25 protein-coding genes are annotated in these 25,601 nt (G+C 72.0%); 16 read left to right on the top strand and 9 right to left on the bottom strand.

What is annotated here, in order from left to right; translation table 11 throughout:
• The first annotated feature begins 127 nt into the window (after positions 1–127).
• From STBA_RS20825 to STBA_RS20815, 3 genes are read left to right on the top strand one after another with little or no spacing between them, the layout of a single operon-like run.
• Positions 128–652 (top strand): ABC transporter substrate-binding protein, encoded by a 525-nt coding sequence (locus tag STBA_RS20825; RefSeq protein ID WP_077060704.1) that lies wholly within the window; start codon positions 128–130, stop codon positions 650–652.
• A 26-nt stretch (positions 653–678) separates the two neighbouring features.
• The gene (locus tag STBA_RS20820; protein WP_077060703.1) at positions 679–1,596 is read left to right on the top strand and encodes an asparaginase; all 918 of its coding nucleotides are present in this window, start codon (positions 679–681) and stop codon (positions 1,594–1,596) included.
• A 53-nt stretch (positions 1,597–1,649) separates the two neighbouring features.
• A complete protein-coding gene (locus STBA_RS20815) occupies positions 1,650–2,897 on the top strand; it encodes a GNAT family N-acetyltransferase (protein WP_077060702.1) in 1,248 nt (415 codons plus the stop codon).
• Between the two features lie 66 nt (positions 2,898–2,963).
• Here the strand turns inward: STBA_RS20815 and STBA_RS20810 are convergent, their stop codons facing one another.
• Positions 2,964–3,149: a hypothetical protein gene (locus tag STBA_RS20810; RefSeq protein ID WP_077060701.1), complete on the bottom strand. Its 186-nt coding sequence runs from the start codon at positions 3,147–3,149 to the stop codon at positions 2,964–2,966.
• Between the two features lie 155 nt (positions 3,150–3,304).
• On the opposite strand from STBA_RS20810, the gene STBA_RS20805 reads away from it, so the two are divergent.
• The 3 genes from STBA_RS20805 to STBA_RS20795 all read left to right on the top strand — a co-directional run bounded on the left by STBA_RS20805 (position 3,305) and on the right by STBA_RS20795 (position 6,087).
• Positions 3,305–4,171 carry a winged helix-turn-helix domain-containing protein gene (locus STBA_RS20805; protein WP_253194877.1) on the top strand — a complete coding sequence of 289 codons (867 nt, stop codon included), beginning with the start codon at positions 3,305–3,307 and terminating at the stop codon, positions 4,169–4,171.
• Entirely contained in the window at positions 4,172–4,864 is a 693-nt protein-coding gene (locus STBA_RS20800) for an HAD-IA family hydrolase (RefSeq protein WP_077060700.1), read from the top strand.
• Positions 4,865–4,953: 89 nt separating this feature from the next.
• Positions 4,954–6,087 carry an aminoglycoside phosphotransferase family protein gene (locus STBA_RS20795; RefSeq protein WP_077060699.1) on the top strand — a complete coding sequence of 378 codons (1,134 nt, stop codon included), beginning with the start codon at positions 4,954–4,956 and terminating at the stop codon, positions 6,085–6,087.
• Here STBA_RS20795 and STBA_RS20790 read toward each other — a convergent pair.
• The 4 genes from STBA_RS20790 to STBA_RS20775 all read right to left on the bottom strand — a co-directional run bounded on the left by STBA_RS20790 (position 5,975) and on the right by STBA_RS20775 (position 11,289).
• Complete coding sequence (locus STBA_RS20790) at positions 5,975–8,128, bottom strand: MMPL family transporter (protein WP_171987749.1); 2,154 nt, start codon at positions 8,126–8,128, stop codon at positions 5,975–5,977. The genes STBA_RS20795 and STBA_RS20790 overlap by 113 nt on opposite strands.
• A 111-nt stretch (positions 8,129–8,239) precedes the next feature.
• Positions 8,240–9,007 (bottom strand): cytochrome d ubiquinol oxidase subunit II, encoded by a 768-nt coding sequence (locus STBA_RS20785; RefSeq protein ID WP_077060698.1) that lies wholly within the window; start codon positions 9,005–9,007, stop codon positions 8,240–8,242.
• Positions 8,998–10,290 carry a cytochrome ubiquinol oxidase subunit I gene (locus STBA_RS20780; RefSeq protein WP_077060697.1) on the bottom strand — a complete coding sequence of 431 codons (1,293 nt, stop codon included), beginning with the start codon at positions 10,288–10,290 and terminating at the stop codon, positions 8,998–9,000. The genes STBA_RS20785 and STBA_RS20780 overlap by 10 nt, the downstream gene beginning before the upstream one ends.
• Before the next feature lie 105 nt (positions 10,291–10,395).
• Positions 10,396–11,289 carry a hypothetical protein gene (locus STBA_RS20775; protein ID WP_253194875.1) on the bottom strand — a complete coding sequence of 298 codons (894 nt, stop codon included), beginning with the start codon at positions 11,287–11,289 and terminating at the stop codon, positions 10,396–10,398.
• A gap of 162 nt (positions 11,290–11,451) precedes the next feature.
• Between STBA_RS20775 and STBA_RS20770 the strand changes: the two genes are divergently transcribed.
• The gene (locus STBA_RS20770) at positions 11,452–12,285 is read left to right on the top strand and encodes a helix-turn-helix transcriptional regulator (protein WP_253194873.1); all 834 of its coding nucleotides are present in this window, start codon (positions 11,452–11,454) and stop codon (positions 12,283–12,285) included.
• Here STBA_RS20770 and STBA_RS20765 read toward each other — a convergent pair.
• On the bottom strand, positions 12,263–12,937 hold the full coding sequence (locus STBA_RS20765) for a response regulator transcription factor (protein ID WP_077060695.1): 675 nt from the start codon (positions 12,935–12,937) through the stop codon (positions 12,263–12,265). The two genes, STBA_RS20770 and STBA_RS20765, sit on opposite strands and share 23 nt — an antisense overlap.
• Positions 12,938–13,158: 221 nt before the next feature.
• Between STBA_RS20765 and STBA_RS20760 the strand changes: the two genes are divergently transcribed.
• Together STBA_RS20760 and STBA_RS20755 are read left to right on the top strand one after the other, a co-directional pair.
• Entirely contained in the window at positions 13,159–13,731 is a 573-nt protein-coding gene (locus STBA_RS20760; protein ID WP_253194872.1) for a hypothetical protein, read from the top strand.
• 134 nt (positions 13,732–13,865) lie between these two features.
• On the top strand, positions 13,866–14,366 hold the full coding sequence (locus tag STBA_RS20755; protein ID WP_077060694.1) for a hypothetical protein: 501 nt from the start codon (positions 13,866–13,868) through the stop codon (positions 14,364–14,366).
• A 237-nt stretch (positions 14,367–14,603) separates the two neighbouring features.
• Here STBA_RS20755 and STBA_RS20750 read toward each other — a convergent pair whose 3' ends face one another.
• Positions 14,604–14,798, bottom strand: coding sequence for a hypothetical protein (locus tag STBA_RS20750; protein ID WP_077060693.1), 195 nt, complete (start codon positions 14,796–14,798; stop codon positions 14,604–14,606).
• A 45-nt stretch (positions 14,799–14,843) separates the two neighbouring features.
• Positions 14,844–15,878: a LacI family DNA-binding transcriptional regulator gene (locus STBA_RS20745; protein ID WP_077060692.1), complete on the bottom strand. Its 1,035-nt coding sequence runs from the start codon at positions 15,876–15,878 to the stop codon at positions 14,844–14,846.
• A gap of 221 nt (positions 15,879–16,099) precedes the next feature.
• Here STBA_RS20745 and STBA_RS20740 point away from each other — a divergent pair, with 221 nt between their 5' ends.
• The 7 genes from STBA_RS20740 (at position 16,100) to STBA_RS20710 (ending at position 24,307) form a co-directional block, all read left to right on the top strand.
• Positions 16,100–17,203, top strand: coding sequence for a glycoside hydrolase family 172 protein (locus tag STBA_RS20740; RefSeq protein ID WP_077060691.1), 1,104 nt, complete (start codon positions 16,100–16,102; stop codon positions 17,201–17,203).
• Between the two features lie 66 nt (positions 17,204–17,269).
• Complete coding sequence (locus STBA_RS20735) at positions 17,270–18,640, top strand: sugar ABC transporter substrate-binding protein (RefSeq protein WP_077060690.1); 1,371 nt, start codon at positions 17,270–17,272, stop codon at positions 18,638–18,640.
• Positions 18,637–19,602 carry a sugar ABC transporter permease gene (locus STBA_RS20730; RefSeq protein ID WP_079252058.1) on the top strand — a complete coding sequence of 322 codons (966 nt, stop codon included), beginning with the start codon at positions 18,637–18,639 and terminating at the stop codon, positions 19,600–19,602. Before STBA_RS20735 ends, STBA_RS20730 begins: the two co-directional genes overlap by 4 nt.
• Positions 19,592–20,425, top strand: coding sequence for a carbohydrate ABC transporter permease (locus STBA_RS20725; protein WP_077060689.1), 834 nt, complete (start codon positions 19,592–19,594; stop codon positions 20,423–20,425). Before STBA_RS20730 ends, STBA_RS20725 begins: the two co-directional genes overlap by 11 nt.
• Before the next feature lie 58 nt (positions 20,426–20,483).
• A complete protein-coding gene (locus tag STBA_RS20720; protein WP_077060688.1) occupies positions 20,484–21,902 on the top strand; it encodes an L-fucose/L-arabinose isomerase family protein in 1,419 nt (472 codons plus the stop codon).
• Positions 21,899–23,395: an FGGY-family carbohydrate kinase gene (locus STBA_RS20715; protein WP_077060687.1), complete on the top strand. Its 1,497-nt coding sequence runs from the start codon at positions 21,899–21,901 to the stop codon at positions 23,393–23,395. The genes STBA_RS20720 and STBA_RS20715 overlap by 4 nt, the downstream gene beginning before the upstream one ends.
• A 36-nt stretch (positions 23,396–23,431) precedes the next feature.
• Positions 23,432–24,307, top strand: a complete 876-nt coding sequence (locus STBA_RS20710) for an SAM-dependent methyltransferase (protein ID WP_077060686.1) — start codon at positions 23,432–23,434, stop codon at positions 24,305–24,307.
• A 6-nt stretch (positions 24,308–24,313) separates the two neighbouring features.
• On the opposite strand, the gene STBA_RS20705 is transcribed toward STBA_RS20710, so the two are convergent.
• The gene (locus tag STBA_RS20705) at positions 24,314–25,549 is read right to left on the bottom strand and encodes a sensor histidine kinase (protein WP_077060685.1); all 1,236 of its coding nucleotides are present in this window, start codon (positions 25,547–25,549) and stop codon (positions 24,314–24,316) included.
• Between the last annotated feature and the right edge of the window lie 52 nt (positions 25,550–25,601).

The raw sequence follows: 25,601 nt of genomic DNA, 5'->3' as shown, positions 1-25,601 counted from the left end.
TCGGACCGAACGCCAACCGGATGGGTGCCACATCGCTGCGCCCGCTGGGTACACAGTGACACGATGCGTGCCACGGGGTACGTACCGCGCTACCACGCCGAAACAGGGACGAGGGGACTAATACCGCATGATCACACCGGGTCCCGGCACGCGCAGTGCCCTGCGGGACGCCACGCAGCCCGAGCTGCGTCGGCTGAGCCTGCGGGAGCTGCGGGAGCTGCGCCGCACCGCGCAGCTCGAAGAGGCCGATCTGAGCTTTGTGCGGCGGCTGTTGCAGGGGCGGATCGACATTCTGGAGGCGGAGCGGCGCCGGCGCGTGGCGCAGGAGCCGGCGCTGCTCGACCAGCTGCCGCGCATCCTGGCCGACGGGCCGTCGCGGCAGCGTTCCTCCGCCCGGCACGTGACGCTGGGCACGCCGGCGAGCGAGGAGTACCGGCTGCTCGCCGAGGAGATGCTGGGCGAGGTCGCCCTGTCCGACCTGACCTCGCTCGACGACGAGGTGCTGCGCGACGCGCTGGGCCGCCTGGCCCGCTGGGAGGCCCAGGTCTCGCGGCGGCGCCAGGACCTGCACCGGACGGCCGACGGGTGCGGCGCCGAGATCGCGCGCCGGTACCGTGAGGGGGAGGCGCAGGTGGACGACCTGCTGGCCTAGGAGTTTTCACAGCAAGAGGGGTGCGCATGTCCTCGATACCGCCGGTGGCTCCGGTGCTCGCGGAGGTCGTCAGGTCGGGCTTCGTCGAGGGCAGGCACCGCGGCGCTCTGGTGGTGCTCGCGGCGGACGGCTCGGTGGAACGGGCGCTCGGCGACGTGACCGGGCCCGTCTTCCCCCGTTCGAGCAACAAACCGCTGCAGGCCGCGGCCGTGCTGCGGTCCGGGCTCGGCCTCGCCGGGGAGCGGCTGGCGCTCGCGGCGGCGAGCCACGCGGGCGAGGACGCCCACCGTCGGCTCGCGGCGCGGCTGCTCGCGGAGGCGGGGCTCGGCGAGGAGGCGCTGCGCTGCCCGCCGGACCGGCCCCTGGGCGGCGGGGAGCCCTCGCGGTCCGCCATGAACTGCTCGGGCAAGCACGCCGCGATGCTGGCCGCGAGTGCCGCGAACGGCTGGCCGGTGGAGACGTACACGGACCCGGACCACCCCTTGCAGCTGCTGGCGCGGGAGACGATCGAGGCGGCGACGGGCGAGACGGTGGCGCACGTCGGGGTGGACGGCTGCGGCGCGCCGCTGTTCGCCTTCTCGCTGACCGGCCTGGCGCGGGCGTTCCGCGGCTGCGTGCTGGCCGCACCGGACAGCCCGGAACGGCGGGTGGCGGACGCGATGCGCGCGCACCCGTGGTACGTGGCGGGGACGGGACGGCCGGACACGCTGCTGATGGCGGCGGTGCCGGGGCTGCTGGCGAAGGGGGGCGCCGAGGGGGTGCAGGCGGTGGCGCTGCCGGACGGCCGGGCGCTGGCGTTCAAGATCGAGGACGGTGCGGCCAGGGCGCTCGGGCCGGTGCTGGCCGCGCTGCTCACGACGCTCGGCGTCGACGCCTCCGCGGTGCCGCCCGAACCGGTGACGGGCGGCGGCCGGCCGGTGGGCGAGGTGCGGGCGACCGTCTGAGCCCCGCGGGAAATGCCTGGCCGGGGCGGACATCCGGCGCATAGCCTCGCCGCATGGCTCTGCACACCCGACTCGTCACGGATGATCCCGCGGACGGCACCGCCTGGGTCCGCGCCGTGTCCACCGGTTTCCTGACTCCCCCCGACGCCGACCCGGCCAGTATCGAACGGCGCCGCGCTCATCTCGGTCCCGGCCGTACCCGCGGCACCTTCGACGGTGACCGCTGCGTGGCCACGTTCCGCAGTTTCGACCAGCAGCTCACGGTGCCCGGCGGCCGTACCGTCCTCGCCGACGCGATCACCGGGGTGACGGTCACGGCGACGCACCGCAGGCGGGGGCTGCTGAGCCGGCTGATGGCGGATGACCTGGCCGAGGCGAAGGAGCGGGGGGACGTGGCCGCGACGCTCATAGCCGCCGAGTACCTGATCTACGGCCGCTTCGGTTTCGGGCCCGCGACCACGTTCACCTCGTGGCGGGTGAACGGGCACCGGACGGGCCTCGATCCGCGGTGGTCGCTGCCGGAGAGCGAGGGGACTCTTTCGTTCGCGGACGGCGCCGAGGTGCGCAAGACCGGTCCCGAACTGCATGAGCGGTTCCGGCTCGGCCAGCCGGGCGCGATCGACCGCAGGGCGCAGTTCTGGCGGGTGTACACCGGTGATCTGCACATCTGGCCCCCGGCGTGGGTGGAGCCGTTCCACGTGCTGTACCGGGACGCGGCGGGGGTGCCGCAGGGGCTGGCAACCTTCACCATCGAGGACCGGTGGGAGGCGGGGATGCCGGTCGGCACCGCAACGGTCCGGTCGCTGCTGGCCACCGGCCCGGCGGCCGAGGCGGGGCTGTGGCGCTTCCTGCTGTCCATGGACCGGGTGAGCTCGGTCGTTTCCGGTCGCGCCGCGCCGGATTCCGTGCTGCCGCTGATCCTGCCCAATCCGCGGGCGGCCGAAGTGACCGAGCAGGGGGACTTCCTGTGGCTGCGCCCGCTCGACGTGCCCGCGCTGCTCGGCGCGCGGACGTACGCCGCCGAGGGCGAACTCGTCCTGGACGTGCGGGACCCGATGGGTCTGGCGGAGGGCCGTTACCTGCTGACCGCCGCCCCGGAGGGCGGCCGGGCGGTGCCGACCACGCGCCGGCCGGACCTGAGCTTGAGCACGGGGGCGCTGGCGCGGCTCTACCTGGGGGACGAGTCCGCGGAGCGGCTGGTGGCCGCGGGTCTCGCGGACGCGGAGACGACGAGGGCGGCGTCCCGTGCGGACCTGCTGTTCCGCACGGGACGCCGCCCCTGGTGCCCCGACATCTTCTGAAAGTCTTCCGATTTTCAGATCTAATCTGACGCCTTCCGAGTCGGCATCCTCTGACCGGTTTTCCGCTCAGAGGCTGCCGACCAGCAGTGTGGCCAACACTGCCGTACCCACACAGGCGCAGGTGAAGTTGCGCCTGCGCACCCCCGTCCGCAGGATCAGCAGGCCGATTAGGCCCGGCAGACCGAACTGGATCTCGACCGCCCGCTCCACCGCGATGCCGAAGGCAGCCACAGCGATAGTGGAAACAAGCATGACTCCTCCTCACATCACGTCAACTTCGTCGAAGTTCCGACTAGTTGGCTAAGTTGTCAACCAACTATACGCTTGTTTTGCCCAGTTGGCGGCACCTTGGAAACGTCCTGGTATCAACCTTCCACAAGTGGCCGAAAGTTGTATGGTGTTGAGCCGTGAGTCAGGAGACCGCCCCGGACAGCGAAACGTCGGAGCCGGCTGATGACCTGGTCTCCCCGGACCACGTCGCCGATGTGCTGCGCGACCGCATACGTTCGGGAGAGCTGCCACGGCACGCCCGGCTGCCCACCCAACGCGCTCTCGTCGAGGAGTTCGGCGTCAACAGGACCACGGTCCGGCAGGCGCTGGCCGTCCTTGAGCGCGAGGGCTACCTGAGCGCCCGTGGGCGCGGCGCCCCCGCCGTCGTCAGCTCTCCCGCCGAGGACGCCCCCCGCCCGGCCGGCGTCGAAGTCGCCGACCGCATCGCGCTGGCCTTCCAGGCCGACACCATCACCATCGACGCGTTCTGCCTCACCACCGAGACGCTGAACGCCGCCCTCGCCGCCCCGCTCATCGCCATCTCGACGGGCGAACTGGCTCCCGAGTCCATCTCCATTCGGGTGATGCTGCCCAATCCGGACGCCCCGCTGGCCTATCCGCGGCTGATCTCCGACCCGGCGGACCGGCGCCCGCTGCTGCGCCTGCGGCGCCTCACCCGCACCTTCTCCACCTCGGTCCGCCACCAGCTCACCTCGCTCGCCGAAATGGGCCTGGTGCCCAAGGTCAGCGTCGAGATCCGCGCCGTGCCCATCACACCGGTGCAGAAGGTCTACCTCCTCAACGGCTCCGAGGTGCTGACCGCGTACTACCAGGTGGTACCGCGGGTCGTGGAGTACGAACAGGAGCAGTTGGAGATCTACGACGTCCTCGGGCTCAACTCAAAAGTCTTCCGCTCCTCCTCGGACACCGCATTTGTAGAGGAGTCACACCAGTGGTTCGAGTCCCTCTGGTCAACGCTGGCCCAACCACTCACACTCGGTTAAATGAGGGAACTCATCAGTAATGCCCGCTGTGTTCTCTTCGACTTCGACGGGCCGGTGTGCCGACTCTTCGCCGTGCACACCGCCGAGTCCATCGCGCACCGGCTGCGCGACCTGGCCACGGACCTGTCGGTGTCGGCGCTGCTCTCGGCCGAGTTACGGGCCTCGACCGACCCGCACCAGGTGCTGCGCGGCATCGCGCGCCGCCGGCCGGCCCCGGGCGTCGTGTCCCGGCTCGAAGCCGCGCTGACGCGCGAGGAGATCTCAGCCGCCGCAACGGCTCCCCCGACTCCCTACGCCGCCGCGCTCATCGCGGCCCTGTCCACGCGCGGCCGCCAGGTCGCCATCGCCACGAACAACTCCCCACTGGCCGCGGAGCACTACCTCAACCGGCACGAGCTGGCCGGCTACGTCGCCGGCCGGGTGCACGGCCGCACCCAGGACATGACGCGGCTCAAGCCGCACCCCGACTCGCTGCACCGCGCCCTGGCCTCGACCAGAACGGAGCCACGGCACGCACTCATGATCGGCGACAGCGTCGCGGACTACGCCGCGGCTCGGGCAGCCGAAGTCCCCTTCCTCGGCTACGCGTTCGACGACAGTGGCGTGGAACGACTGCTCGCGGCGGGCGCACGCGACGTCGTGCGCTCTCTTGAGCACGTCCTCACCGCGCTCATCGCGCCCGCCTCCGGGTGAGATGCACCCTTTTGAGCCATCGGAAACAGGCGGTCGGCGGCGTACGGTTCTGCTACTCGTAACCAACTCGCTGCCGGAAGGCCACCATCATGAGCCAGCCGCTGCCCCTGACCACCCTGCGCGGTCACCACCGCACCTGGCAGGTCCTGCACGCGGAGGGCGAACTGGCGCCCCTCGGACGGCTGAAAGCCGGACTGCCGCGGCCCGGGGTGCCCCGCTTCGACCCTCGCTGTTTCACCCACGAGGAGGACGTTCTCACCGAACTGGCCGCACTCGGCGTACGGCGCATCGCCCCGGTCTACCGGCTCGGCCCGGATGAACGGCGCGTGCACGGCTTCATCGAGGGTGAGCCCCTGTCCGCCATCCGCCCCCCGGGCGCCGCCCTGGTACCCGGGGAACTGGCCCAGCTGAGCGGCCTGTTCGGCCGCCTGGCCCGCGTCTCCCCCGCCGCTCTGGCCCGGGTGCACAGCTGCCCGGCCGCGCTCCGCCCGCGCACCAGCCGGGACTTCATGCGCGGCCTGGTGCGGTTCACCCGGCGGCGCGTCTTCGCCGTACACAGGACCGCCCTGCACGGGCTGTTCGCGGCGCTGCGCGTCGACCCGGTGGTGCTCTCGCCCACCGGGCCGCTGGCGCGGGACGCCGCACTGCTGACCGACCGGCCGTTCTGCCTGCTGCACGGCGACCTGCACCGCGACAACCTCATCGTCGCCGAGGCCGACGGCATGCTGTGGACGATCGACTGGGAGCTCGCACTCATAGGCGATCCGCTCTACGACGTCGCCACGCACCTGCACCTCATGCGCTACCCCCCCTCGCAGGAGCACGCACTGCTGACCCAGTGGGCGCGGGCCGTGGACGAACGGCTGCCGGGGGCGGCGGCCGGCCTGACCCGCGACCTGCCGCGCTATCTGGCGTACAAGCGCGTCCAGTCGGTCTTCACTGACGTGATCAGGCAGGCCCAACGGGTGGCCGCCGCGCCCCCGGAGCAGCGGGACATGGCGCTCGCCACCGCGGGCGAGATGGTCAGCACGGCGCTGAGGAAAGCCGCGCGCACCCTGGGGCTCGGCCGGGTGCCGAGCCCCAGGGCGGTGGAAACGGTCTACGCCGCGTTCAGTGCCGCTCCAGCTCCACCTTCGGCAAAATCCGCGCCAGCGGTGCCGGCAGCCACCAGGCGCGCCGGCCGAGGAGTTGCATGGCGGCGGGGACGATCAGGCACCGGATGATCACGGCGTCGACGAAGATCGCCACCGCCATGCCGAAGCCCATCTGCTGAAGCATCCGTTCCGGGCTCAGCATGAACGCCCCGAACACGACGATCATGATGGCCCCGGCGGCGGTGATCACGGACCCGGTGTGCGCCAGCCCTTCGCGGACGGCGTGCTCCGGGTCCTTGGTGCGTTCCCACTCCTCGTGGATGCGGGAGACCAGGAAGATCTCGTAGTCCATCGAGAGACCGAAGACGACCGCGAACACCATGACCGGCAGATACGCCTCGATCGGGCCGCCCTCGACGCCGAACATGCCCTCCTGGAAGACCAGCGTCATCGCGCCGAGGGCCGCGCCGATGCTCAGCAGGTTCAGCACCGCGGCCTTGAGCGGGATCAGTACGGAACGGAACACGACCATCAGCAGGATCAGGGAGAGGCCCACCACGATCGCGATGAACAGCGGCATCCGCTCGGCGACCTTGAGCGAGTAGTCCTCGGTGGCCGCGGTCGCCCCGGTGACCATGTAGTCGGCGCCCGAGCCCTGGGACACCGCGGGCAGCACCGTGTCCCGCAGCTCGGACACCAGCTCTGACGTCGCCTCGTCCTGCGGAGCGGACTCGGGGAACACGAACAGGGTGGCGATCGCGCCGTCCTCGGTCGGCACGGGCGGGGTCACCGCCTGGATGCCCGCCGTGCCGCCCAGTTCGTCGGCCGCCGCCTGCGCCGCGGCCGCCGCGCCCCCGTCGCCACCCTCGGCCACGATGATCAGCGGACCGTTGAACCCGGGTCCGAAACCCGTCGACAGCAGGTCGTACGCCTGCCTGCTGGTCGAGTCCGGCGCGTCGTTGCCCGCGTCGTTGAAACCGAGGCGCAGGTTCATCGCGGGCAGGGCCAGCGCGACGATCGCGCCCACCGCAAGCACGAGCGCGATCACCGGATGCCGCTGCACGCCCCCGGCCAGCCGCCGCCAGGACGTGCCCGCCGGCGCCTTGCCCTTCGCCGCCCGCTTCTCGGCCCGCGCGGTGAACTGGCGCGCGAACCGCTCGCCGAACACCCCGAGCAGCGCGGGCAGCAGCGTCAGCGAGGCGAGCATCGTCACCAGCACCGTCAGCGCCACGGAGAGCGCCAGGCCCTGGAGCGAACCGAGGCCGAGCACGACCAGGCCGAGCAGCGCGAGGATGACGGTGCAGCCGGCGAAGAACACCGTCCGCCCGGCCGCGTCCATCGCCCGCGTCGTGGCCTCCTCCGGCCGTGCCCCGTCCACGAGTTCCTGGCGGTAGCGGGCGAAGCTCAGCAGCGCGTAGTCGATGCCCACGCCGAGGCCGACGAGCATCATCACGTACGGCGTGTAGTCGGCGATGGTGAACGCGTGCGAGACCACGACGATCAGGCCCATCGTCGAGCCCACCGCGAACAGCGCGGTGATGACCGGCAGTCCGGCCGCGATGACCGTGCCGAACATGAAGACCAGGATGACCAGCGCGGCCATGATGCCCGCGCCCTCGGCCGCGCCGCCCTCGCCCTCGGCCAGGGCCCTGGCCGCGTCGCCGCCCAGTTCGACCCGCAGCCCGTCGCCCTCGGCCTCCTGCGCGGCCTCGAAGATCCGTTCCGTATCGGGCACCGGCATCTGCTCGGACGGGGTGTCGAGCACCACCGTCGCGTAACCGATGGTGCCCTCGGGCGAGATGGCGGAGGCATCGTCGTACGGGCTGCGCACCTGGGTGACGCGCGGCAGCTCCGCCACCCCGGCCAGCATCTCCCCGACGCGCTGCTCGATCACCGGGTCGGCGAGCCCCGCGTCGTGCTGGAGCACGATGTCCAGCGTGTCGCCCGCCTGTCCCGACCCGTGCTCCGCCAGCAGGTCACCGGCCTCCTGGGACTCGGTGCCCGGCAGCGAGTAGTCCTCCCGGTAGTCGCTCCCGGTGGCCGAGGCGACGCCCCAGACCCCGATGAGAACGGCCAGCCAGAGGCCGAGTGCGAGCCATCGGCGCCGGTGCGCGAAACCGGCCACGCGTGCGAACACGCTGGCCTTGCCCGGTGATTGAGTGGCGGTCATGATCTTTCTCTCCCGTCGGAAACGCGAAACTCGACAAGCTCGGAACGTTCGGAACGCTCGGAACGCTCGAAGGACTGGGTGGACGCGGACGCCCCCGCGCGGCGGGCGCGTTCAGAAGTAGGCACGGTCCGTCGGCTCGGCCCTCCCCCCGAACGTGCGCCACAGCCACGCCTGCGCGGCGATCAGCAACGGCAGGACCGCGATCAGCACCGGCACGAGCAGCCGCAGCGACTCCTCGCCCGCCGCGTGCTCGGTCAGCGGCAGCCCGGCCCCCGCGAGCACCGGCATCGCGGCCATCACGACCGAGGTGAGGGCGAACGAGTTGCCGCCCGCCCGGTGCCCGGCCATCATCCGGGCCCGCTGGAACGGCCGCCCGGTCAGCCGCAGGGCCGCGTACCCCATCCCGTGGGTCATGAACAAAAGGGCCACCGCCGCCGCGGTCGGCGCGCCCACCGCGAACGGCGCCGGCGCGTCGTGGTGCTCCGAGAGCAGCGAGGCCACGGCCCAGCCCCAGCCGAGCGCGAGCAGCCAACTGCCCACGAAGATCAGCGCGTCACCGGCCGACGGCACCTGCCTGCGCCACCAGATGCCGGCGTCACGGATCATCCAGCCCGCGATCACCGGCACGAGCACCAGCAGCAGCCCGCTGAACAACTCGCCCTCCAGATGCGGGAAACAGCCGATGAACACCCCGGCGGCGGCGACCAGCCACACCTCGTTGGCCAGGAACATCGGCCAGAAACCGGCGGCGACCAGATCCCGTTCGGCCCGGTCGCGGCCCAGGTAGGGCAGCAGCATGCCCAGGCCGATGTCCGCCCCGCCGAGCAGGAAGTACCCCGCGAAGAACAGGCCGAGCAGCAGCGCGGCGGTCAACTCCACGACGGCTCCCTCCGCTCCGGCCCGGCGAGCGCGATACGGTCCTCGGCGCCCGGCGCCTGCGCTTGCGGACCGCGGCGCGCCCAGCGCAGCAGCAGCCACCAGTTGACGACGACGAGCAGCGCGAACAGCGGCACGAACACCCCGAAGGACACCCACATCTGCGCCGTCGGCACGTCCGACACCGCGTCCTCGGTGCGCAGCAGCCCGTAGATCACCCACGGCTGGCGGCCGGCTTCGCGGAAGACCCAGCCCGCGATCATCGCCACGTACGGCAGCGGCACCAGCGCCATCAGCAGCACGTGCCAGGCCCGGAAGCCATGGACGGCCCGGCGGAACGCCGCCAGCACCACGCTCACCAGCAGGGGGAACATGATCAGTGCGAACACCGTCATCATCAGCATCCCGGCGCCCCGCGTCAGCGCCTCCGGCGGCACGTAGTCGCCGGGCCCGAACCGTTCCGCCAACTCGGCCTGGAGACGCGCGATCTCCGCGGTGTCGTTCTCCAGTACGGCGAGCTTCATCGGCTGCCACTCCCCGAGGCGCCCCTGCTGCACGCCGCCGAAGGAGACCGTGACGAAGAGGGCGGGCAGCGCGGTGTACACCCCGAGCCGCAGGGACCGCCGGTGGAAGCCGTCCTCGTCGGGACCCGCGCGGCGGAAGAGGTGATAGGCGCTGACCCCCGCCATGAACAGCGCCGCCGTGAGCAGCGCGCCCGCCACCACGTGCCCGAACGCGAGCAGCGTGCTCGGATTGGTCATCAGCGCGCCGGGGTCGGCGAGTTCGAGCGTGCCGTCGGATGTCGTGGCGTGACCGGCCGGGTGGTTGAGGAAGCCGTTGGTGACCAGAATCCAGTACGCGGACAGGTAGGCGGTCAGCGTGACCACCCACAGCACGCCCAGATGCACCCACTTGTTGAAGCGGTCCCAGCCGAGCAGCCACAGCGCGAGGAACGTCGACTCCACGAAGAACGCCAGCACCGTCTCAAGCGCCAGCGAGGCGCCGAACACGTCGCCGCCGAACTCACCGAGCCCGGCCCAGGCCATCCCGAACTGGAACTCCATGACCAGCCCGGTGACGATGCCGATGGCGTAGTTGATGACGTACAGCTGCCCCCAGAACCTGACCATCCGCAGATGAACGGGCCGCGCGCCGCGCAGCGTCGCACGCGTCTGGAGCACGGCGAGGATCGTGGCGAGACCGATGGTCAGCGACACGAACAGGAAGTGCCCGCCGGCGGTCAGGGCGAACTGCCAGCGCGCGAGGTCGAGGGTGTCCGCTTGCACGCCTCCACGGTCGGCCCACGGCTCGCCCCGCCACGTCCCCCGCCGGGGTGCACCCCGCATACCTCGGAAGTTGCGCCCGCCCCCGGCGGCGTACCCCCCGGGTTGTCAGCCCGCCGCGGCCCCGCGCCCGGCGGTCGCCCCGGTCAGGCCGATCTGGCCGGTGACGAACTCGCTCCACTGCCCGAAGCGCAGCGGCGCGGACGGCCGCCCCGTGGCCTCCGCGAAGCTGACGGTGCGGCCCGCCACCCGGCGGGTGGCCCCGAAGTCGATCTCGAACCGCACCGTGCCGATCCGCTCCTGCGGCGGGACGTCGCTCGGCGGCAGGATCTCGTCCAGCGCCCAGCCGTAGCCCAGCTCCCGGTAGTGGCGGGTCACCGGCTCCCAGGTCAGTTCCAGCAGCGAGCCGATCTCCGGGATCACGACCAGGGCGCCGCGCAGGCCGTGGTCGTGGTGCGCGTTGAGGACGACGACCTCCACCGGGTCCGCCTCGTGCAGGTGCCCGGTGCCGCCGCCGATCACGGAGCCCGCCGGGCACGCGGCGACCCCCCGCTCCTCGACGACGCGCCGGTCACAGGTGGGGAAGTCCTGCGGCCGGAAGCGCAGCGCGTCGTCGAAGAGGAACACGAAACGCCGCGCCGCGGGCGGCGGCCCGGCCGGCTCGGTGACGCTGGTGCGGTCGAACGCGACGCGCACGCCGCGCGGCGTGCCGCCGTCCGGCGTGACCGACACCGCCAGCTCGTCGTGCGCCCGCGGCCCCTCGACGTCCGGCTCGTAGGGGCGCTGCGGGCCGAACGGCGCCGGGTCGGGCGGCGCGGCGGAGCCCGGCCCGGTCCCGGCCGCGGCCGGGGCCTGGGCCGCCGCGAACAGGGCGGCGGCCACCGCGCCCACGAGGACGCAGCGTGCGTAGCGCGCCCGGGGCCTGCGGGACTCGGCGGCACCGGGTCCAGGGCGCCGCGGACGGCGCCGGCCGTGCCGGTCCGGCTGTTCTTTGTCGCTCATGAGGGCTCCTTGTTCTTTCGGTGGGTCTTTCGGTGGGTCTCGGCGATCCGCCGGCCGGGGGCCGGCTGCCCCCACCGTGCCGGGCGTCCGGCCCGCGTGCCGTTGCCCCGTCCAGCCATGGGTCTGCCAGACCCACGGTCCGCGACACGGCAGGATGGGCCCGTGGACACACGCAACGAGCTGGGCGCGTTCCTCCGTTCGCGGCGGGCCCGTATCCGCCCGGAGGACGCGGGCTTCGCGTCGGGCGCGGGGCGGCGCCGGGTGCCGGGGCTGCGCCGCGAGGAGCTGGCCCACCTCGCCGGGGTCAGCGTCGACTACTACGTGCGGCTGGAGCAGGGCCGCAACCGCGGCGTGTCCGACGCGGTGCTGGACGCGGTCGCCGTCGCGCTGCGCCTCGACCCCGCGGAACGCGACCACCTGCACCGGCTCGCGCGCCCGGCGCCCGCGGCGCCCGGGGGCGCCGGGCGGGTCAGGCCGGGCGTGCAGCAGCTGCTGAACGCGATCGGCGCCCCGGCCCTCGCCGTCGGGCGCCGTCTGGACGTCCTCGCGTGGAACAGCCCGGCCTGCGGCCTCTTCACCGACTTCGCCCGGCTGCCCGTGCGCGAACGGAACATCGTCCGGCTGCACTTCCTCCACCCCGAGTTCGCCGCCCGCTACCCGGACCGGGAGGCCGTCGTCCGCTACGCGGTCGGCCAACTGCGCCTGGCTGCCGGCCGGTTCCCGCATGATGCGGAGCTGTGGCAGCTGGTCGAGGAAGTCTCCGCCCGGCACGCCGACTTCCGCAGGCACTGGGCGGAGCACACCGTGCACGTCAAGGCGCACGGCATCAAGCGCATCAACCACCCGGTGGCCGGCGCCCTCACCCTCTCCTACGAGGTCACGCACTTCCCGCAGGACGAGGACCTGAATCTGACGGTGTTCACCGCGGCCCCCGGCTCGCCCGAGGAGCGGGCGCTGCGCGAGCTGGCCGGCGTCAGCTCATCCAGCCCGGCGTGATCATGCCCGACTCGTAGGCCAAAATGACCAGTTGCGCCCGGTCCCGCACGTCCAGCTTCGTCATGATGCGGCTGACGTGCGTCTTCGCCGTGGCCGGGCTGAGCACGAGGCGCCGCGCGATCTCGTCGTTCGTCAGACCGGCGCCGACCAGGCCCATCACCTCACGCTCGCGATCGGTCAGCGCGTTCAGCCGGGGACTCGGATCGGGCTGCCGGGCCCGCCCGGCGAACTCGGCGATCAGCCGCCGCGTCGCCGTCGGCGCGATCAGCGCGTCACCGCGGGCGCACACCCGGATGCCGTGCAGCAGCTCCATCGGCTCCGTGTCCTTGACGAGAAACCCCGACGCCCCGGCGCGCAGCGCCCCGTACACGTAGTCGTCCACGTCGAAGGTGGTGAGGATGACCACCCGCACGTCCTCAAGACCGGAATCGGCGACGATCTCCCCGGTGGCGGCGAGCCCGTCCTGCTCCGGCATCCGGATGTCCATGAGCACGATGTCGGGCCGCAGCCCCCTCGCCAGCCGCACCGCCTCGACCCCGGTCGACGCCTCGCCGACGACCTCGATGTCGTCCTCGTCCTCCAGGATGGACCTGAACCCGGCACGGACGAGCTTCTGATCGTCGGCAAGCAGAACCCTGATGCGCGCGCTCATGGGCCACAGCCTAGGCCCTGCCCCGCCCCGCCCGGCCGCGCGGGGATTCACGATCAGCGCCCCCTGGCATGTCCCCTTCGGGGTGCGCATCCGAAGGGATACCGGCATGGCGGGCAAGGGGAGCCGTCGCTGACGGCGGACGGGTTCGAACGGTTCTCACTTTCCGAGGAGTTCGGGCCGGAGCTGATCGCCACCTGGTACGAGGGCCTGACAGCACCACCGTGCACGAGCGGCAGCTCGAACGGATCGCCCGGTGGCAGCGCCGCACGGGCTCGTTCGTGCTCGTCGACGGCACGTTCCAGTACGTCCGCTGGGACCGCTCCTCGCGCGAGGAGCCGACGTCCCGGCCGGAGCAGGACCTGACGACATTCCGCATCGTGTGCCCGACGAAGAGCCTCGCCGTGCACGGCAAGCGTTTCGCCTGTCTGCTGCTGCCGCCCGCGTTCCGGGAGCCGGTCCGCTACGCGTGCGCCAACACCGCGGGCGCCACGGGCACGGCGAAGGAGCACTTCGTCCTGCGGATCACGGACGTACTGGACTCCGACGAGTCGAACGACCTGCTCGTGCGGCACATCCGGACACAGCGCGCCCGGCTGATCAGCCGGGGCATCATCCGCTCCGAGGCCGCACCACCGGAGGCGGGCTACTACACCTTCGCACGGCTCGACGAGGCGTCGATGCGGGACGCCATCGTGATGGACCAGCGCTTCTTCGGCCTGGACGGCTTCGAGACCCACGTGCGGGTCAACTTCCTCCACCCCGGCTGGTCGGGGAACGCTGCCGCACACGCCTGACACCCGAGCCTCCGTCCCGTTCGGGTGAACTCGCCTGCCGGGCCGGATCGGCCGGGGCCTGGCGGCGCAGAATTCCCCAGCGGACCTGCCGGCAGCAGCGCCACACCCCACAGCTCCGAACACCGAGGTGAACGGTGACCACGCTTATCCCGAACGCGCCCACGACTCCGGAAAACCTGGCCGAGGGCGAGAAGTTGATCGTCAGCGCGCACACCGGAGGTGTGCTGGTACCGGATTCCTTCACCGACAAGCGGCAACATCTGAAAGCACTGCGCGAGGACCACACCCGGCTGAGCGGCCACCACACCTACCGCTTCTCGCCCGCGGGTGACGGGGGCTTCACCATCCAGCACTCGGTCACCGGCCGTTTCGTGGAACCGCTGCGCAAGGCCGAAGCGGCCATCGTCTACGAGAACATCAGGTTCCAGGGCCCAATCCTCCTGGAGACCGGCCCCTTGCCCGGCGCCCGCAACGTCTGGCAGATCCGCCCGGCCGGACACCACTACCAGCTCGGGCTGCGCGACTCCCATCTGGTAATCGGCCTGACGCACCCCGACCACATGGACAGCTGGGTCACGCTCGTCGACCCGTGGTGGAGCACGGACCGCCTGTGGCTCATCCACGACGTCGAGTGAACGGTCACCTCCCCCGACCCGCAACCGCACTCCCGCAGAACGGGTGCGCACCCACACACTGTTCCTCGCCCGCCGGGCCGCTGCCCAACGGCGTCGGCACCATCCCGAACGTGCCTGCGCGCCCTGGCCGCCGGCATGCGCGAGCGGACGGAGGCATCGGTGGCCGCCGGCGCCGAAACCGACGAACGGACCCGCCAGTTGCCGGCCCTGCCCCGCTGAGGAACGGCGCGGCCCGGCTCAGCTGCCTTCCGCCATGCAGCCCGGCGGCCCGCCCTCCTGCACCGCCATGCAGAGCGAGGCCGCCGAGGCCGGCAGGGGAACGCCGAGCACCATGAGGGGCAGGTCCACGACGTAGGGTGCCGACTCCCTGTCCCCTTCGCACTCGAACCGGCGGCCCGGCGGCGGCGCGAACAGCCTCGTCCCGAATCCCATGACCGTGCATCCCGCGGCCGCGGGCCGGTCAGTTCCCCTCGGGCCTCACGTTCCGTCGGCCGGGCCCGCCGTGCTGGCGCGGATTTTCAGGGAGGTGCGCAGGACCACCGTGCGCAAGGGGGTGTGGGTACCGCCGATGCGTTCCTGGAGGAGGGTGGCGGCGGTGAAGCCGAGGTCGTAGGACGGCTGCTGAACGGTCGTCAGGCTCGGGTGCACCAGCGCGGCCCACGGCACGTCGCCGAACGACAGCACGCCGAACCCGGGCGGCGCCTGGCCCGCTTCGCGCAGCGCGGTCAGGGCGCCCACGGTCATCAGGTTGTTGGCGACGAACACCGCGTCCGGGGGGGTGTCCATCGCGAGCAGGTCGGCCATGGCCGCCCGGCCGCCCTCCACCTTGAAGTCGGCGTGCCGCACCCAGGCGGTCAGCGGGTCGCCGGTGGGCGGCGCGGGCACGCGGCCGTCGTGCAGGGCGGTGCGCAGCACGTCGCGGTAGCCGGCGAGGCGTTCCTCCGAGGTGGAGGTGGCGGCGGGGCCGGTGATGCAGGCGATGCGGCGGTAGCCGCCGGCCAGCAGGTGTTCGGTGGCGGCCTCGCCGCCGTGCTGGTTGTCCACCAGGACGGCGTCGACCGACGCGTTCCGGGGGCGGCGGTCCACCGCGACGACCGGCATGCCGCGGGCGGCGAGCGCGGACAGGTCGGTGCGGTCGCGGGACGCGGCGGCGACGATGACGCCCGCCATCTGCTCGGCCAACGCGATGCCGAGGTAGCGGCGTTCCTTCTCGATGTCCTCGTCCGTGTTGCACAGCACCACCGACAGGTTGGTCTGCTGCGCCGCGTCCTCGACGCCGCGGGCGAGGGCGGTGAAGAACGGGTTCTCGATGTCCGGGATCAGCAGCCCGATGACGCTGCCGCGCTGCTTGCGCAGCGACTGGGCGACGCGGTTGGGCGAGAAGCCGAGATCGGCCGCTGCGCGCCGCACGCGCTCCGCGCGCTCCGGGGTCACCCGGCCGCCGTTGAAGACACGCGAGACGGTGGCGGGCGAAACGCCCGCCGCCCGGGCCACGTCGGTGATGGTCGCCATGAACTGTCCGAAACCTTCCGCATCTCATCCGGGGAAGCCCGCTGCGTGACCCTTGACACGCTCCGGGGCCGAGCCTAAGTTCACGTGAAAAGGATTTCAAGCGAGTTATGCGCCACCCTGGGCGGGATGGCCGACTTGCACCCCCCCTGACTACTCACCTGGTGAAGGCAGTGCAGAGCCATGCGTGAAATCGATTCCAGAACTGGCGAGGTGACGGTCCGATGACGTTCACCGGACTCGACGGCCTGGCGCACCGCAGCCGTGCGGTGACCCGGTCCATCAGCGCCGAGAACCCGACCGGCGCCAAGGGCGCGGGCGGGATGGCCACCGAGGGGACCGGCGCGCGGGCGGCGAGCCTGCTCGGCCGGGGCTGGAAGGTGTCCCCCAGCATCGAGATCCCGGCCGGCGAGACGGCGACCCTCGCCGACATCAGCGGCCCGGGAACCATCCGGCACCTGTGGTGCACCACCGCCCCGCACCGGGCGTGGCGGGGCACGCTGCTGCGGATGTACTGGGAGGACGCGGCGGAGCCCGCGGTCGAGGTGCCGCTCGGCGACTTCTTCTGCAACGGGTGGAACGCCTTCAGCCAGGTGTCGTCCGTACCGGTGGCCGCGAACCCCAACGGCGGGTTCAACGCGTACTGGCCGATGCCGTTCCGCCGCGCCGCACGCATCACCCTGGAGAACCTTTCGGCCGAAACGGTCACTCTCTACTACCAGATCGATTACGAACTGCCGGAAGACGGCGGCGACCTGCCGGAACCGACCTGGTTCCACGCCCAGTGGCGCCGCAGTCATCCGGTGCCCGAGGGGCAGACGCACACCATCCTGGACCGCGTCCACGGCGCGGGTCACTACGTCGGCACGTACCTCGCGTGGGGCGTCAACAGCCCCGGCTGGTGGGGCGAGGGCGAGCTGAAGTTCTTCCTCGACGGCGACGACGAGTTTCCCACGATCTGCGGCACCGGCACCGAGGATTACTTCGGCGGCGCCTGGAACTTCGACGTGCCGGGCCAGGGCTACACCGCCTACACCACGCCCTACCTGGGCCTCAACCAGATCCTGCGGCCCGACGGCCTCTACGCCAGCCAGCAGCGGTTCGGGATGTACCGCTGGCACATCCCCGACCCCGTCCGCTTCGCGGCGGACCTGCGCGTCACCGTGCAGAGCCTGGGCATCGGCCCGGGACACGGCAACGGCCTGCCGCACCGGTACCGGCCGACGAGCGACGACATCGCGTCCACCGCCCTGTTCTACCTGGACGCGCCGGAGGAGCCCGCCTCCCGCCCGCCCGCGCCGGACCTGCTCGCCCTCGAAGTGGACTGACCGAAGAGACCCGACGAGACCCGACGAAACCTGACGACACCCCGACGAAGGACAGGAGCACGGGACATGCTCCAGGACGACAACGACGTCGCGCCCTCGCCCACGCCCTCCCGCCGCCGCTTCCTCACCGGCGCGGCGGGCGCCGCCGCCGGGCTCGCCGCTGCCCCCGCCCTGCTCACGGGCTGCGGCTCGGCCGGCGCGAGCGGCGACACCCTGCAATTCTGGAACTTCTACGCGCCCTCCAACTCGCCCGACCCCGCGGCCAATCGCCAGTCGCAGTGGTTCGTCGAGCTGATCGACACGTGGAACGCCACCCACTCCGTGCAGATCGAGCTGGTATTCGTGCCGCAGGGCACCTACCGCGGCGGGGCCAAGCTGCCGTCCGCGTTCGCCGCGGGTGACGGGCCCGACATCTTCCTGCTGAGCCCGGGCGACTTCCTGCGGTACTACAACGGCGGCGTGCTCGCCGACCTCACCCCGCACATGGCGGCCGAGGCCATCGCGGACTACGGCTCCGCGCTGGAGAGCCGCACCGTCGACGGCAAGGTGTACGCCCTGCCGATGGAGATCGAGCCGCTGGCGATGTTCTACGACGTCGCCGCCTGGGAGTCCGCGGGCCTTTCGGAGGGCGACATCCCCACCACCTGGGACGAGATGCTGGACGCCGGCGACAAGCTGCGCACCGGCACCAGGGCCGGGCTCGTCTTCGACACGCCGCCCGGCTACTACCAGAACTTCACCTGGTACCCGTGGATGTGGCAGGGCGGCGGCGAAGTACTCGCCGCGGACGGGAGCGTGGCCTTCGACTCCGCCGCGACCCGCCAGGCGCTCCGGCTCTGGCAGCAGGCCGTCGAGTCCGGCATCGCGCCGCGCACGCTGCCCGCCGCGGGCGACGCGGTCAGCGCGTTCGCCGCGGGGAACGTGGCGATGTGGCAGCAGGGCATCTGGCAGGTGGCCAGCTTCGGGGCCTACGCGCCGGACTTCCGCTACGGCATCTTCAAGCTGCCGGTGCCGCCCGGCGGCGAGTACACCACCGCGCTCGGCGGCTGGTCGTTCTGCGCGAACGCCCAGGGCCGCAACGCCGAGGCGGCCGCCGAGTTCTGCGTGTGGGCGCTGGGCTCGACGAAGGAGGACTCCATCGAACGCATGGTCACGTGGTGCACCGACGTCAAGACCGACATCGCGCCGCGCGCGTCCGCGCTGGAGCTGGGCGCGGCCCGCGGCGGCTACGACTTCTGGGCGATGAAGGCGTTCCGGGACGACATCGCGCCCGGCGGCCGGGCCGAGCCGCGTTACCCGCCGGTCGTCTACAAGGCGGTCTCGGACGCCATCCAGGGCACGATGCTCGCCGGCCGCGACCCCGCCGACGAGGCCGAACGCGCCGCGCGCGCCATCGACGCGTACACGCGCAGTTACGAGGGGGCGAGCATGATATGAGCAGGACCACCGCCCCGGCCCGCACGCCGGAATCCGCCGCCGCTCCCCCGTCCGCACCGCCGCCCGGCCGGCGGCGGCTGGGCCGCAAGCACCGCGAATGGCTCGCCGCCGGACTCTTCCTCGCGCCCGACGCCATCGGCCTGCTGATCTTCGTGGGCCTGCCGATGGTGCTGTCCATCGTCCTGGCCTTCTACCAGGTCAGCGGCTTCGGCTCCTACACGTGGGTGGGTCTTGGCAACTACGAGCGGATGATGAACGATCCGCTGTTCTGGGACTCGCTCAAGATCACCGGCATCTACGTCGTGGTCCTCGTCCCCGTGCTGTTCTGCGTGAGCCTGGGCCTCGGCCTGCTGGTGAAGCAGAAGCTGCCCGGCATGTCCGTGTACCGCACGGCCCTCTTCCTGCCGTACGTCGTCAGCCTGGTGGTCGTCGGCCTGCTGTGGAAGTTCATGCTCGACGAGCAGGTGGGCGTGGTGAACCGCGCCATCCGTGGCCTCGGCTTCGAGGGCAGGTCCTGGCTCGGCGAACCGTCGCTCGCCCTGGCCGCGCTCATCGCCGTCATGGTGTGGGTGTCCATGGGCTACTACATGATCATTTTTCTCGCGGGGCTCCAGGACATCCCCCGCGAGTACTACGAGGCGGCGCGGATCGACGGCGCGGGCGGCTGGACCGCCTTCCGCACCATCACCTGGCCGCTGCTGCGGCCCACCAGCTTCTTCGTCCTGCTCATGTCCACCGTCGCCGCCATCACCGGCGGCCTCGACCTGATCTTCGTGCTCACGAACGGCGGGCCGGCGAACGGCACTTCGCTCGCCATCTTCTACATCTACCAACAGGCTTTCGTCTTCGGCGAGTACGGATACGCCGCGGCGATGGGCTCGGTGCTGGTGCTGATCATGCTCGTCTTCTCCGCCGTGATCTTCGCCGTGACCAGGGGCGGGAGGTTCGACGATGACCGCTAAGGCCACGGCCAGGAAGCCCGTCAGCAGCCGGACCGCGTTCACCGCGCTCGCCGTCCTCCTCTCACTGGTATCCGTTTTCCCCGTCTTCTGGATGGTGACGTCCGCCTTCAAGACCCGGGCCACGGTCAACGACGGCAATCCGCTGCCCACCGACTTCACGGTCCAGAACTTCGTCTACGTCTTCACCGAGGTGCCGTTCGTCCGGTACCTGTGGAACAGCTTCTTCGTCGCCGCCGTCATCACGGTCGTCGCGCTGCTGTTCCACTCGATGGCCGCCTACGCGCTCGCCCGGCTGCGCTTCCCGGGACGCGAGGTGGTCTTCACGCTGATCTTCTCCACGCTGCTGATCACCGCACCCGTGGTGCTGATCCCGCTCTTCCTCGTCGCCCGCGAGCTCAACCTGCTCAACAGCTACGCGGGACTGATCATCCCGGCCATCTTCAACGCCTTCGGCATCTTCCTGCTGCGCCAGTTCTATCTGGGCTTCCCGCGCGAGATCGAGGAAGCGGCGATCGTCGACGGCTGCGGACACTGGCGGGTCTACTGGAACATCGTCCTGCCCATGTCCAAGCCGGTGCTCTCCGCCCTGGCGGTCTTCTTCTTCCTCGCCAACTGGAACGCGTTCATCTGGCCGCTGGTCGCCGTCAACGACCCCGACCTCACCCTCGTCCAGCTCGGCATCTCCTCGTTCATGACGGAGTACAACTCCAACTGGAACTACATCCTGGCCGCGGCCACCATCGCCGCGCTGCCCATGCTCGCGCTCTTCTTCGCGTTCCAGCGCCAGATCGTCGAATCCATCAGGACCTCCGGGATCAAGTAACCCCGGAACCAACCCGGAACCACCCCGGAATCAGCCCAGGAAAGGGAGAAAACGTTCCATGGCACGCATCGGCCTGCTCTCCATCTCCGACGGCCGTGACTTCGTCCACCGCGACGTCACCGACCACATCGCCCGCGCCGGAGCCGATCTGGCGGCCGTGCTCCGCGCGGCGGGGCACGAGGTGATCACCGCCCCGGAACAGGTCAGCAGCAGCGAACTCGCCACCAGCCAGGCCCGCCTGCTCGCCGACCAGCACGTCGACGTGACCGTCTTCCACCATTCGGTGTGGACGTTCCCGCACTTCACCATGCTGGCCGCGGACGCGACGCCGGGGCCGCTGCTGCTGGTCGCCAACATAGACCCGCAGTTCCCCGGCATGGTCGGCATGCTGGCCGGCGGCGGCGGCCTCGACCAGATCGGCCGCGTCCACGCCCGCGCCTGGGGCGACCTCGCCGACCCCGGCGTGCGCGCCCGCATCCTCGGCCACGTGCGTGCCGGGGCGGCCGTGTCCGCGCTGCGCGGCGCCACCTTCGGCCGCATCGGCGGCCGGCCCATGGGCATGTACACCGCGGTGGCCAACGCCGACCAGTGGATGCGCCAGTTCGGCGTGGACGTCGAGGAGATCGACCAGTGGGAGATCGTCCGCCGCAGTGAGAACGCCGACCCGGCCCGCGTCACCGCCGCCCGCACCTGGCTCGAACGGCACGCCGCCGGCGTGCACTACGACGGCGACCGCCTCACACCCGAGCTGCTGGAACGGCAGATCCGCAGCTACTACGCGATGCGCGAGCTGATCGACGAGTGGGGCCTGGACTTCTCCGGCATCAAGGGCCAGCCCGAACTGACCACCCACTTCTGCACCATGGACGTCGCCGAGGCGTTCCTGAACGACCCCTACGACTGGGAGGGGCCCAAGGAGACCCACGTCACCGCCACCGAGGCCGACATGGACGGCGCGCTCACCATGCAGTTGCTGAAGCTGCTGAGCGGCGACCCCGTGCTGTTCGCCGACGTGCGGCACTACCACGCCGACCGGGACGTGTGGGACCTGTGCAACTCCGGCCAGCACGCCACCTGGTACGCCGCCCGCTCGGCCGACCCGGCCGAGAACCTCTCCCGCGTCAACTTCCACCCCGAGGTCTTCTACTTCCCGGCCGGCGGCGCCTCCGTCCAGCACCTCGCCGCGCCCGGCGACCTCACGTTCGCCCGGCTCACCCGGGAGGACGGGGCGTACCGTATGCACGTGATGCGCGGCGCGTTCGAGACGTATGACGAGGAGACGAACGAACGGCTGATGCGGGCCTCGACCTACGAGTGGCCGCACGCGTTCGCCCGCCTGGACGCCCCGGCCGAGGACTTCCTCGGCCGCTTCGGCTCCAACCACATCCACGCCGTTCCCGGCGACTACACCGGCGAACTGCGCGCGGTGTGCCGTCTGCTCGGCATCCGTTACGACGGCTTCGGCGCCGCGGCATGACGCTGCTGCTCGGTATCGACATCGGCACCTCCGGTTCCAAGGGCGTACTGGTGCGCGACGACGGCGCGCTGGTCGCGCAGGCGGCGCGCGAGCACCCGACCGCGACCCCGGCGCCCGGCCGGTTCGAGCACGACGCGCAGGCGGTGTGGTGGGCCGACTTCGCCGCCCTGACCGCGGAGTTGCTGGCCGCGGCGCCCGCGGGTGAACGGGTCGCCGCCGTCGGCGTCAGCGGCATCGGCCCCTGCCTGCTGCCCGTCGGCGCGGACGGCGCGCCGCTGCGGCCCGCGATCCTCTACGGCGTGGACACCAGGGCCGGCCGGCAGATCGCGGACCAGCGGGACCGTTACGGCGAACGGGAGGTGCTGCGGCGCTGCGGATCGCCGCTGACCAGCCAGGCCATCGGGCCCAAGCTGGCGTGGGTGCGCGAGGCGGAGCCCGCGGTGTGGGCGCGCACCCGCCGCTGGCACATGGCCAGTTCGTACCTCGTGCACCGGCTCACCGGCGCCTACGTGCTCGACCACCACTCCGCCAGCCAGAGCACCCCGCTGTACGACCTGCGGGGCGGCGGCTGGATCGAGGAGTGGTGCGAGGAGATCGCCCCCGGCGTCGAGTTCCCGCGCCTGGCCTGGCCCGCCGACGTCGTCGGCGAGGTGACGCGGGAGGCCGCGGCGGCCACCGGCCTGCCCGCGGGCACGCCGGTGGTCGCGGGCACGGTCGACGCGTGGGCGGAGGCCACGGCAGCGGGCGTCACCGCGCCGGGCGACCTGATGCTGATGTACGGCACCACCATGTTCCTGGTCGACGTCGTCACCTCGCCCGTGCCGGGGCCGCACCTGTGGTCGACGCGCGGCACGTTCCCCGGCACGTTCTGCCTCGCGGGCGGCATGGCCACCTCGGGCGCCGTCACCGGCTGGCTGCGCGAGCTGACGGGCGCGGACTTCGGGACGCTGGTGACCGAGGCGGCGGCCACGGGGCCCGGCGCGGAAGGGCTCGTGATGCTGCCGTACTTCGCGGGCGAACGGACACCCCTGTTCGACCCGGACGCGCGCGGCCTCGTCCTCGGCCTCACGCTGCGGCACGGGCGCGGACACCTGTACCGGGCGGCGCTGGAGGGCACGGCGTTCGGCGTGCGGCACCACCTGGAAGCGATGGCCGCGGCGGGCGGCGACGTCCGCCGCCAGGTCGCGGTGGGCGGCGGGGCCAGGGAACTGTGGACGCAGATCGTCTCGGACGTCACCGGACAGCCCCAGGACGTGCCGCGGCACACGGTGGGCGCGGCGTACGGGGACGCGTTCCTCGCCGCGGTCGGCACCGGGCGGGCGGCGCCCGGCGACATCGCCGCCTGGAACCCGGTGGAGCAGACCGTTCGCCCCGACCCGGCCACCGCGGAGGTCTACGACGAGCTGTACGGGATCTACCGCGGCCTGTACCCCGCGACCCGGGAGGCCGCGCACGCCCTGGCGGCACGGCAGTTGAACGACGCTGGCGGATGAACGACGCTGGCTGACGGGCCCCGTTAGCATGGCCGAATGGGTGTACCAAGCGGTGAAGGTACCGCCGTCGAGCCGGACTTCAGCCGCCCGCACACCGCGCGGGTGTACGACTACTACCTGGGCGGCAAGGACAACTACCTGGCCGACCGGGAGGCGGGCGACGCGGTGCTGGCCGCCTGGCCCGGGGCGCGGACCGCGGCGCGGGTGAACCGGGACTTCATGCACCGCGCCGTCCGCCACCTCGCGGCCGAGGAGGGGATACGGCAGTTCCTCGACATCGGCACCGGCATCCCGACCGAGCCGAATCTCCACCAGATCGCGCAGGCTTGCGCGCCGGAGTGCCGCGTGGTGTATGTCGACAAGGACCCTCTGGTCCTCACCCACGCGAAGGCGCTGATGCGCAGCGCGCCCGAGGGCCGCACCGCCTGCGTGCACGCGGACGTCACGGACGGCCCCGACCGCATCCTGAACGCGCCGGAGCTGACCGACGTGCTGGACTTCTCGCGGCCGGTGGCGCTTTCGCTGCTCGCACTGCTGCACTTCGTGCCGGACGAGCAGGGCGCGTACGGGATCGTGCGGCACCTGCTCGACGCGCTGCCCGCGGGTTCCGCGCTGGTGCTGTCGCACGGCACCGGCGACTTCGACGCGGCGACCATGGAACGGGTGGCGCAGGTCTACCGGCGCGGCGGCAACGCGGCGCAGTCCAGGAGCCGCGCCGAGGTGGCCCGGTTCTTCGACGGCCTGGAGCTGCTTTCCCCCGGCATCGAGGTGCCGCACCGGTGGCGGCTGTCCGAGCCAGGACCGGAGCTGACCCGCGTCGGCACGCAGGGCGTGCCGGAAGCGACGGAGGTGACGGACGCGGCGGTCGGCATGTGGGCCGCGGTCGGGCTGAAGACGTCCCCGGCCGCGTAACGCCCGTCAGGACCGCGGCACCTCCCGCGCCGAGGCCGCCGCGCCGGACAGGGTGGGGGTGGCGCCCGGGGCGGCGGGCAGCGGGAGGCGGGCGGCGACGCGGAAGCCGGGACCGGCATTGGCCGCGGTCAGCTCGCCGCCCAGCGCCCTGGCCCGTTCGCGCATACCGGCGATGCCGCTGCCCTGCGTGTCCGGGCCCGGGTCCGCGCCCCTGCCGTCGTCCGTGACCTCCACCCGCAGCTCGCCCGGCGCGAAGGCCACCCGGATGGCGGCGCTGGTGGCCTGCGCGTGGCGGGTGATGTTGGTCAGGGACTCCTGGATGATCCGGTAGGCCGCGAGCGAGATCTGCGGCGGCACGACCGGCGGCTCGCCGGTGCTCTCGAACGCGACGTCGAGGCCGGTGGCGGCGGCGCGGTCGGCCAGCTCCCCGATACGTTCGAGCCCGGCGGGCGCGGGAACGGTCGGGACGCCCTCGTCGACCGCGCGCAGCACGCCGAGCGTGGCGCGCAGCTCGCGCAGCGCCTCCTTGCTGGTCTCGCGGACGAACTCCAGCGCGCCGAGCAGCTCCTCCGTCTGTCCTGGCCGCTTGGCGCTGCGGTGCACCGCGGCGGCGGCCTGGACGTTGATCAGGGAAATGCTGTGCCCCAGCACGTCGTGCAGCTCGCGGGCGATCCGCAGCCGCTCCTCGGTGGCCGACTGCCGCGCGCGGACGTCCCGTTCGCGCTCGGCCGCGAGCACCCGCTGCTCCGTCTCGTGCAGGTACGCCGCCCTGACCCGCATGGCGTGCCCGAACGCGATCACGCTCAGGAACCAGCCGCTGATCAGTGCGATGGCCATGTTGTCGACCTCGCGGCGGCCGTCCTCGTGCGCCATGACGAACTCGCCGTAGCCGATGAACAGCATGGCGACGACCACGAGGGCCGCCACGGCCGTCATGTACCCGGCCCGCGCGGCCGAGTACAGCGCGATGACGAAGCAGACCATCGGCGCGCTGCCGTCTACGTGGGAGAGGGGGAAGAAGGCTATGTTGATCAGCAGGATCACCGCGGCCACCGGCACCGGCCAGCGGTGGCGGAGGACCAGCGCGAGCCAGCCGAGGAAGATCAGCACCCGGCCGCCGACCGCCACGCCCCACCCGCTCTCCGCGAAGAAGAACAGCATGCCGATGTCGCCGAGCAGGACCAGCGCGGCCAGCTGCACCGCCCGATCCGACCGGAACACCTGCGCGAATGAGGCAAACATGGCTACCAGAGTACGTAGGCTGGTGCGATACAGCGCTACTCAGGAGGACGAC

Source organism: Streptomyces sp. MP131-18 (genome assembly GCF_001984575.1).
GTDB lineage: Bacteria > Actinomycetota > Actinomycetes > Streptomycetales > Streptomycetaceae > Streptomyces > Streptomyces johnsoniae.
Note: the sequence above shows the minus strand (reverse complement) of the source record. Positions and strands in the feature narration are given on the sequence as shown.

What these genes read in the sequence shown, in the direction of transcription:
- STBA_RS20740 (WP_077060691.1), top strand. Translation starts at nt 16,100, where the DNA reads ATGACGTTCACCGGACTCGACGGCCTGGCGCACCGCAGCCGTGCGGTG.
- STBA_RS20795 (WP_077060699.1), top strand. Translation starts at nt 4,954, where the DNA reads ATGAGCCAGCCGCTGCCCCTGACCACCCTGCGCGGTCACCACCGCACC.
- STBA_RS20705 (WP_077060685.1), bottom strand. Translation starts at nt 25,549, where the DNA reads ATGTTTGCCTCATTCGCGCAGGTGTTCCGGTCGGATCGGGCGGTGCAG.
- STBA_RS20735 (WP_077060690.1), top strand. Translation starts at nt 17,270, where the DNA reads ATGCTCCAGGACGACAACGACGTCGCGCCCTCGCCCACGCCCTCCCGC.
- STBA_RS20800 (WP_077060700.1), top strand. Translation starts at nt 4,172, where the DNA reads ATGAGGGAACTCATCAGTAATGCCCGCTGTGTTCTCTTCGACTTCGAC.
- STBA_RS20750 (WP_077060693.1), bottom strand. Translation starts at nt 14,798, where the DNA reads ATGGGATTCGGGACGAGGCTGTTCGCGCCGCCGCCGGGCCGCCGGTTC.
- STBA_RS20715 (WP_077060687.1), top strand. Translation starts at nt 21,899, where the DNA reads ATGACGCTGCTGCTCGGTATCGACATCGGCACCTCCGGTTCCAAGGGC.
- STBA_RS20710 (WP_077060686.1), top strand. Translation starts at nt 23,432, where the DNA reads ATGGGTGTACCAAGCGGTGAAGGTACCGCCGTCGAGCCGGACTTCAGC.
- STBA_RS20815 (WP_077060702.1), top strand. Translation starts at nt 1,650, where the DNA reads ATGGCTCTGCACACCCGACTCGTCACGGATGATCCCGCGGACGGCACC.
- STBA_RS20810 (WP_077060701.1), bottom strand. Translation starts at nt 3,149, where the DNA reads ATGCTTGTTTCCACTATCGCTGTGGCTGCCTTCGGCATCGCGGTGGAG.
- STBA_RS20765 (WP_077060695.1), bottom strand. Translation starts at nt 12,937, where the DNA reads ATGAGCGCGCGCATCAGGGTTCTGCTTGCCGACGATCAGAAGCTCGTC.
- STBA_RS20820 (WP_077060703.1), top strand. Translation starts at nt 679, where the DNA reads ATGTCCTCGATACCGCCGGTGGCTCCGGTGCTCGCGGAGGTCGTCAGG.
- STBA_RS20775 (WP_253194875.1), bottom strand. Translation starts at nt 11,289, where the DNA reads ATGAGCGACAAAGAACAGCCGGACCGGCACGGCCGGCGCCGTCCGCGG.
- STBA_RS20720 (WP_077060688.1), top strand. Translation starts at nt 20,484, where the DNA reads ATGGCACGCATCGGCCTGCTCTCCATCTCCGACGGCCGTGACTTCGTC.
- STBA_RS20725 (WP_077060689.1), top strand. Translation starts at nt 19,592, where the DNA reads ATGACCGCTAAGGCCACGGCCAGGAAGCCCGTCAGCAGCCGGACCGCG.
- STBA_RS20745 (WP_077060692.1), bottom strand. Translation starts at nt 15,878, where the DNA reads ATGGCGACCATCACCGACGTGGCCCGGGCGGCGGGCGTTTCGCCCGCC.
- STBA_RS20730 (WP_079252058.1), top strand. Translation starts at nt 18,637, where the DNA reads ATGAGCAGGACCACCGCCCCGGCCCGCACGCCGGAATCCGCCGCCGCT.
- STBA_RS20790 (WP_171987749.1), bottom strand. Translation starts at nt 8,128, where the DNA reads ATGACCGCCACTCAATCACCGGGCAAGGCCAGCGTGTTCGCACGCGTG.
- STBA_RS20825 (WP_077060704.1), top strand. Translation starts at nt 128, where the DNA reads ATGATCACACCGGGTCCCGGCACGCGCAGTGCCCTGCGGGACGCCACG.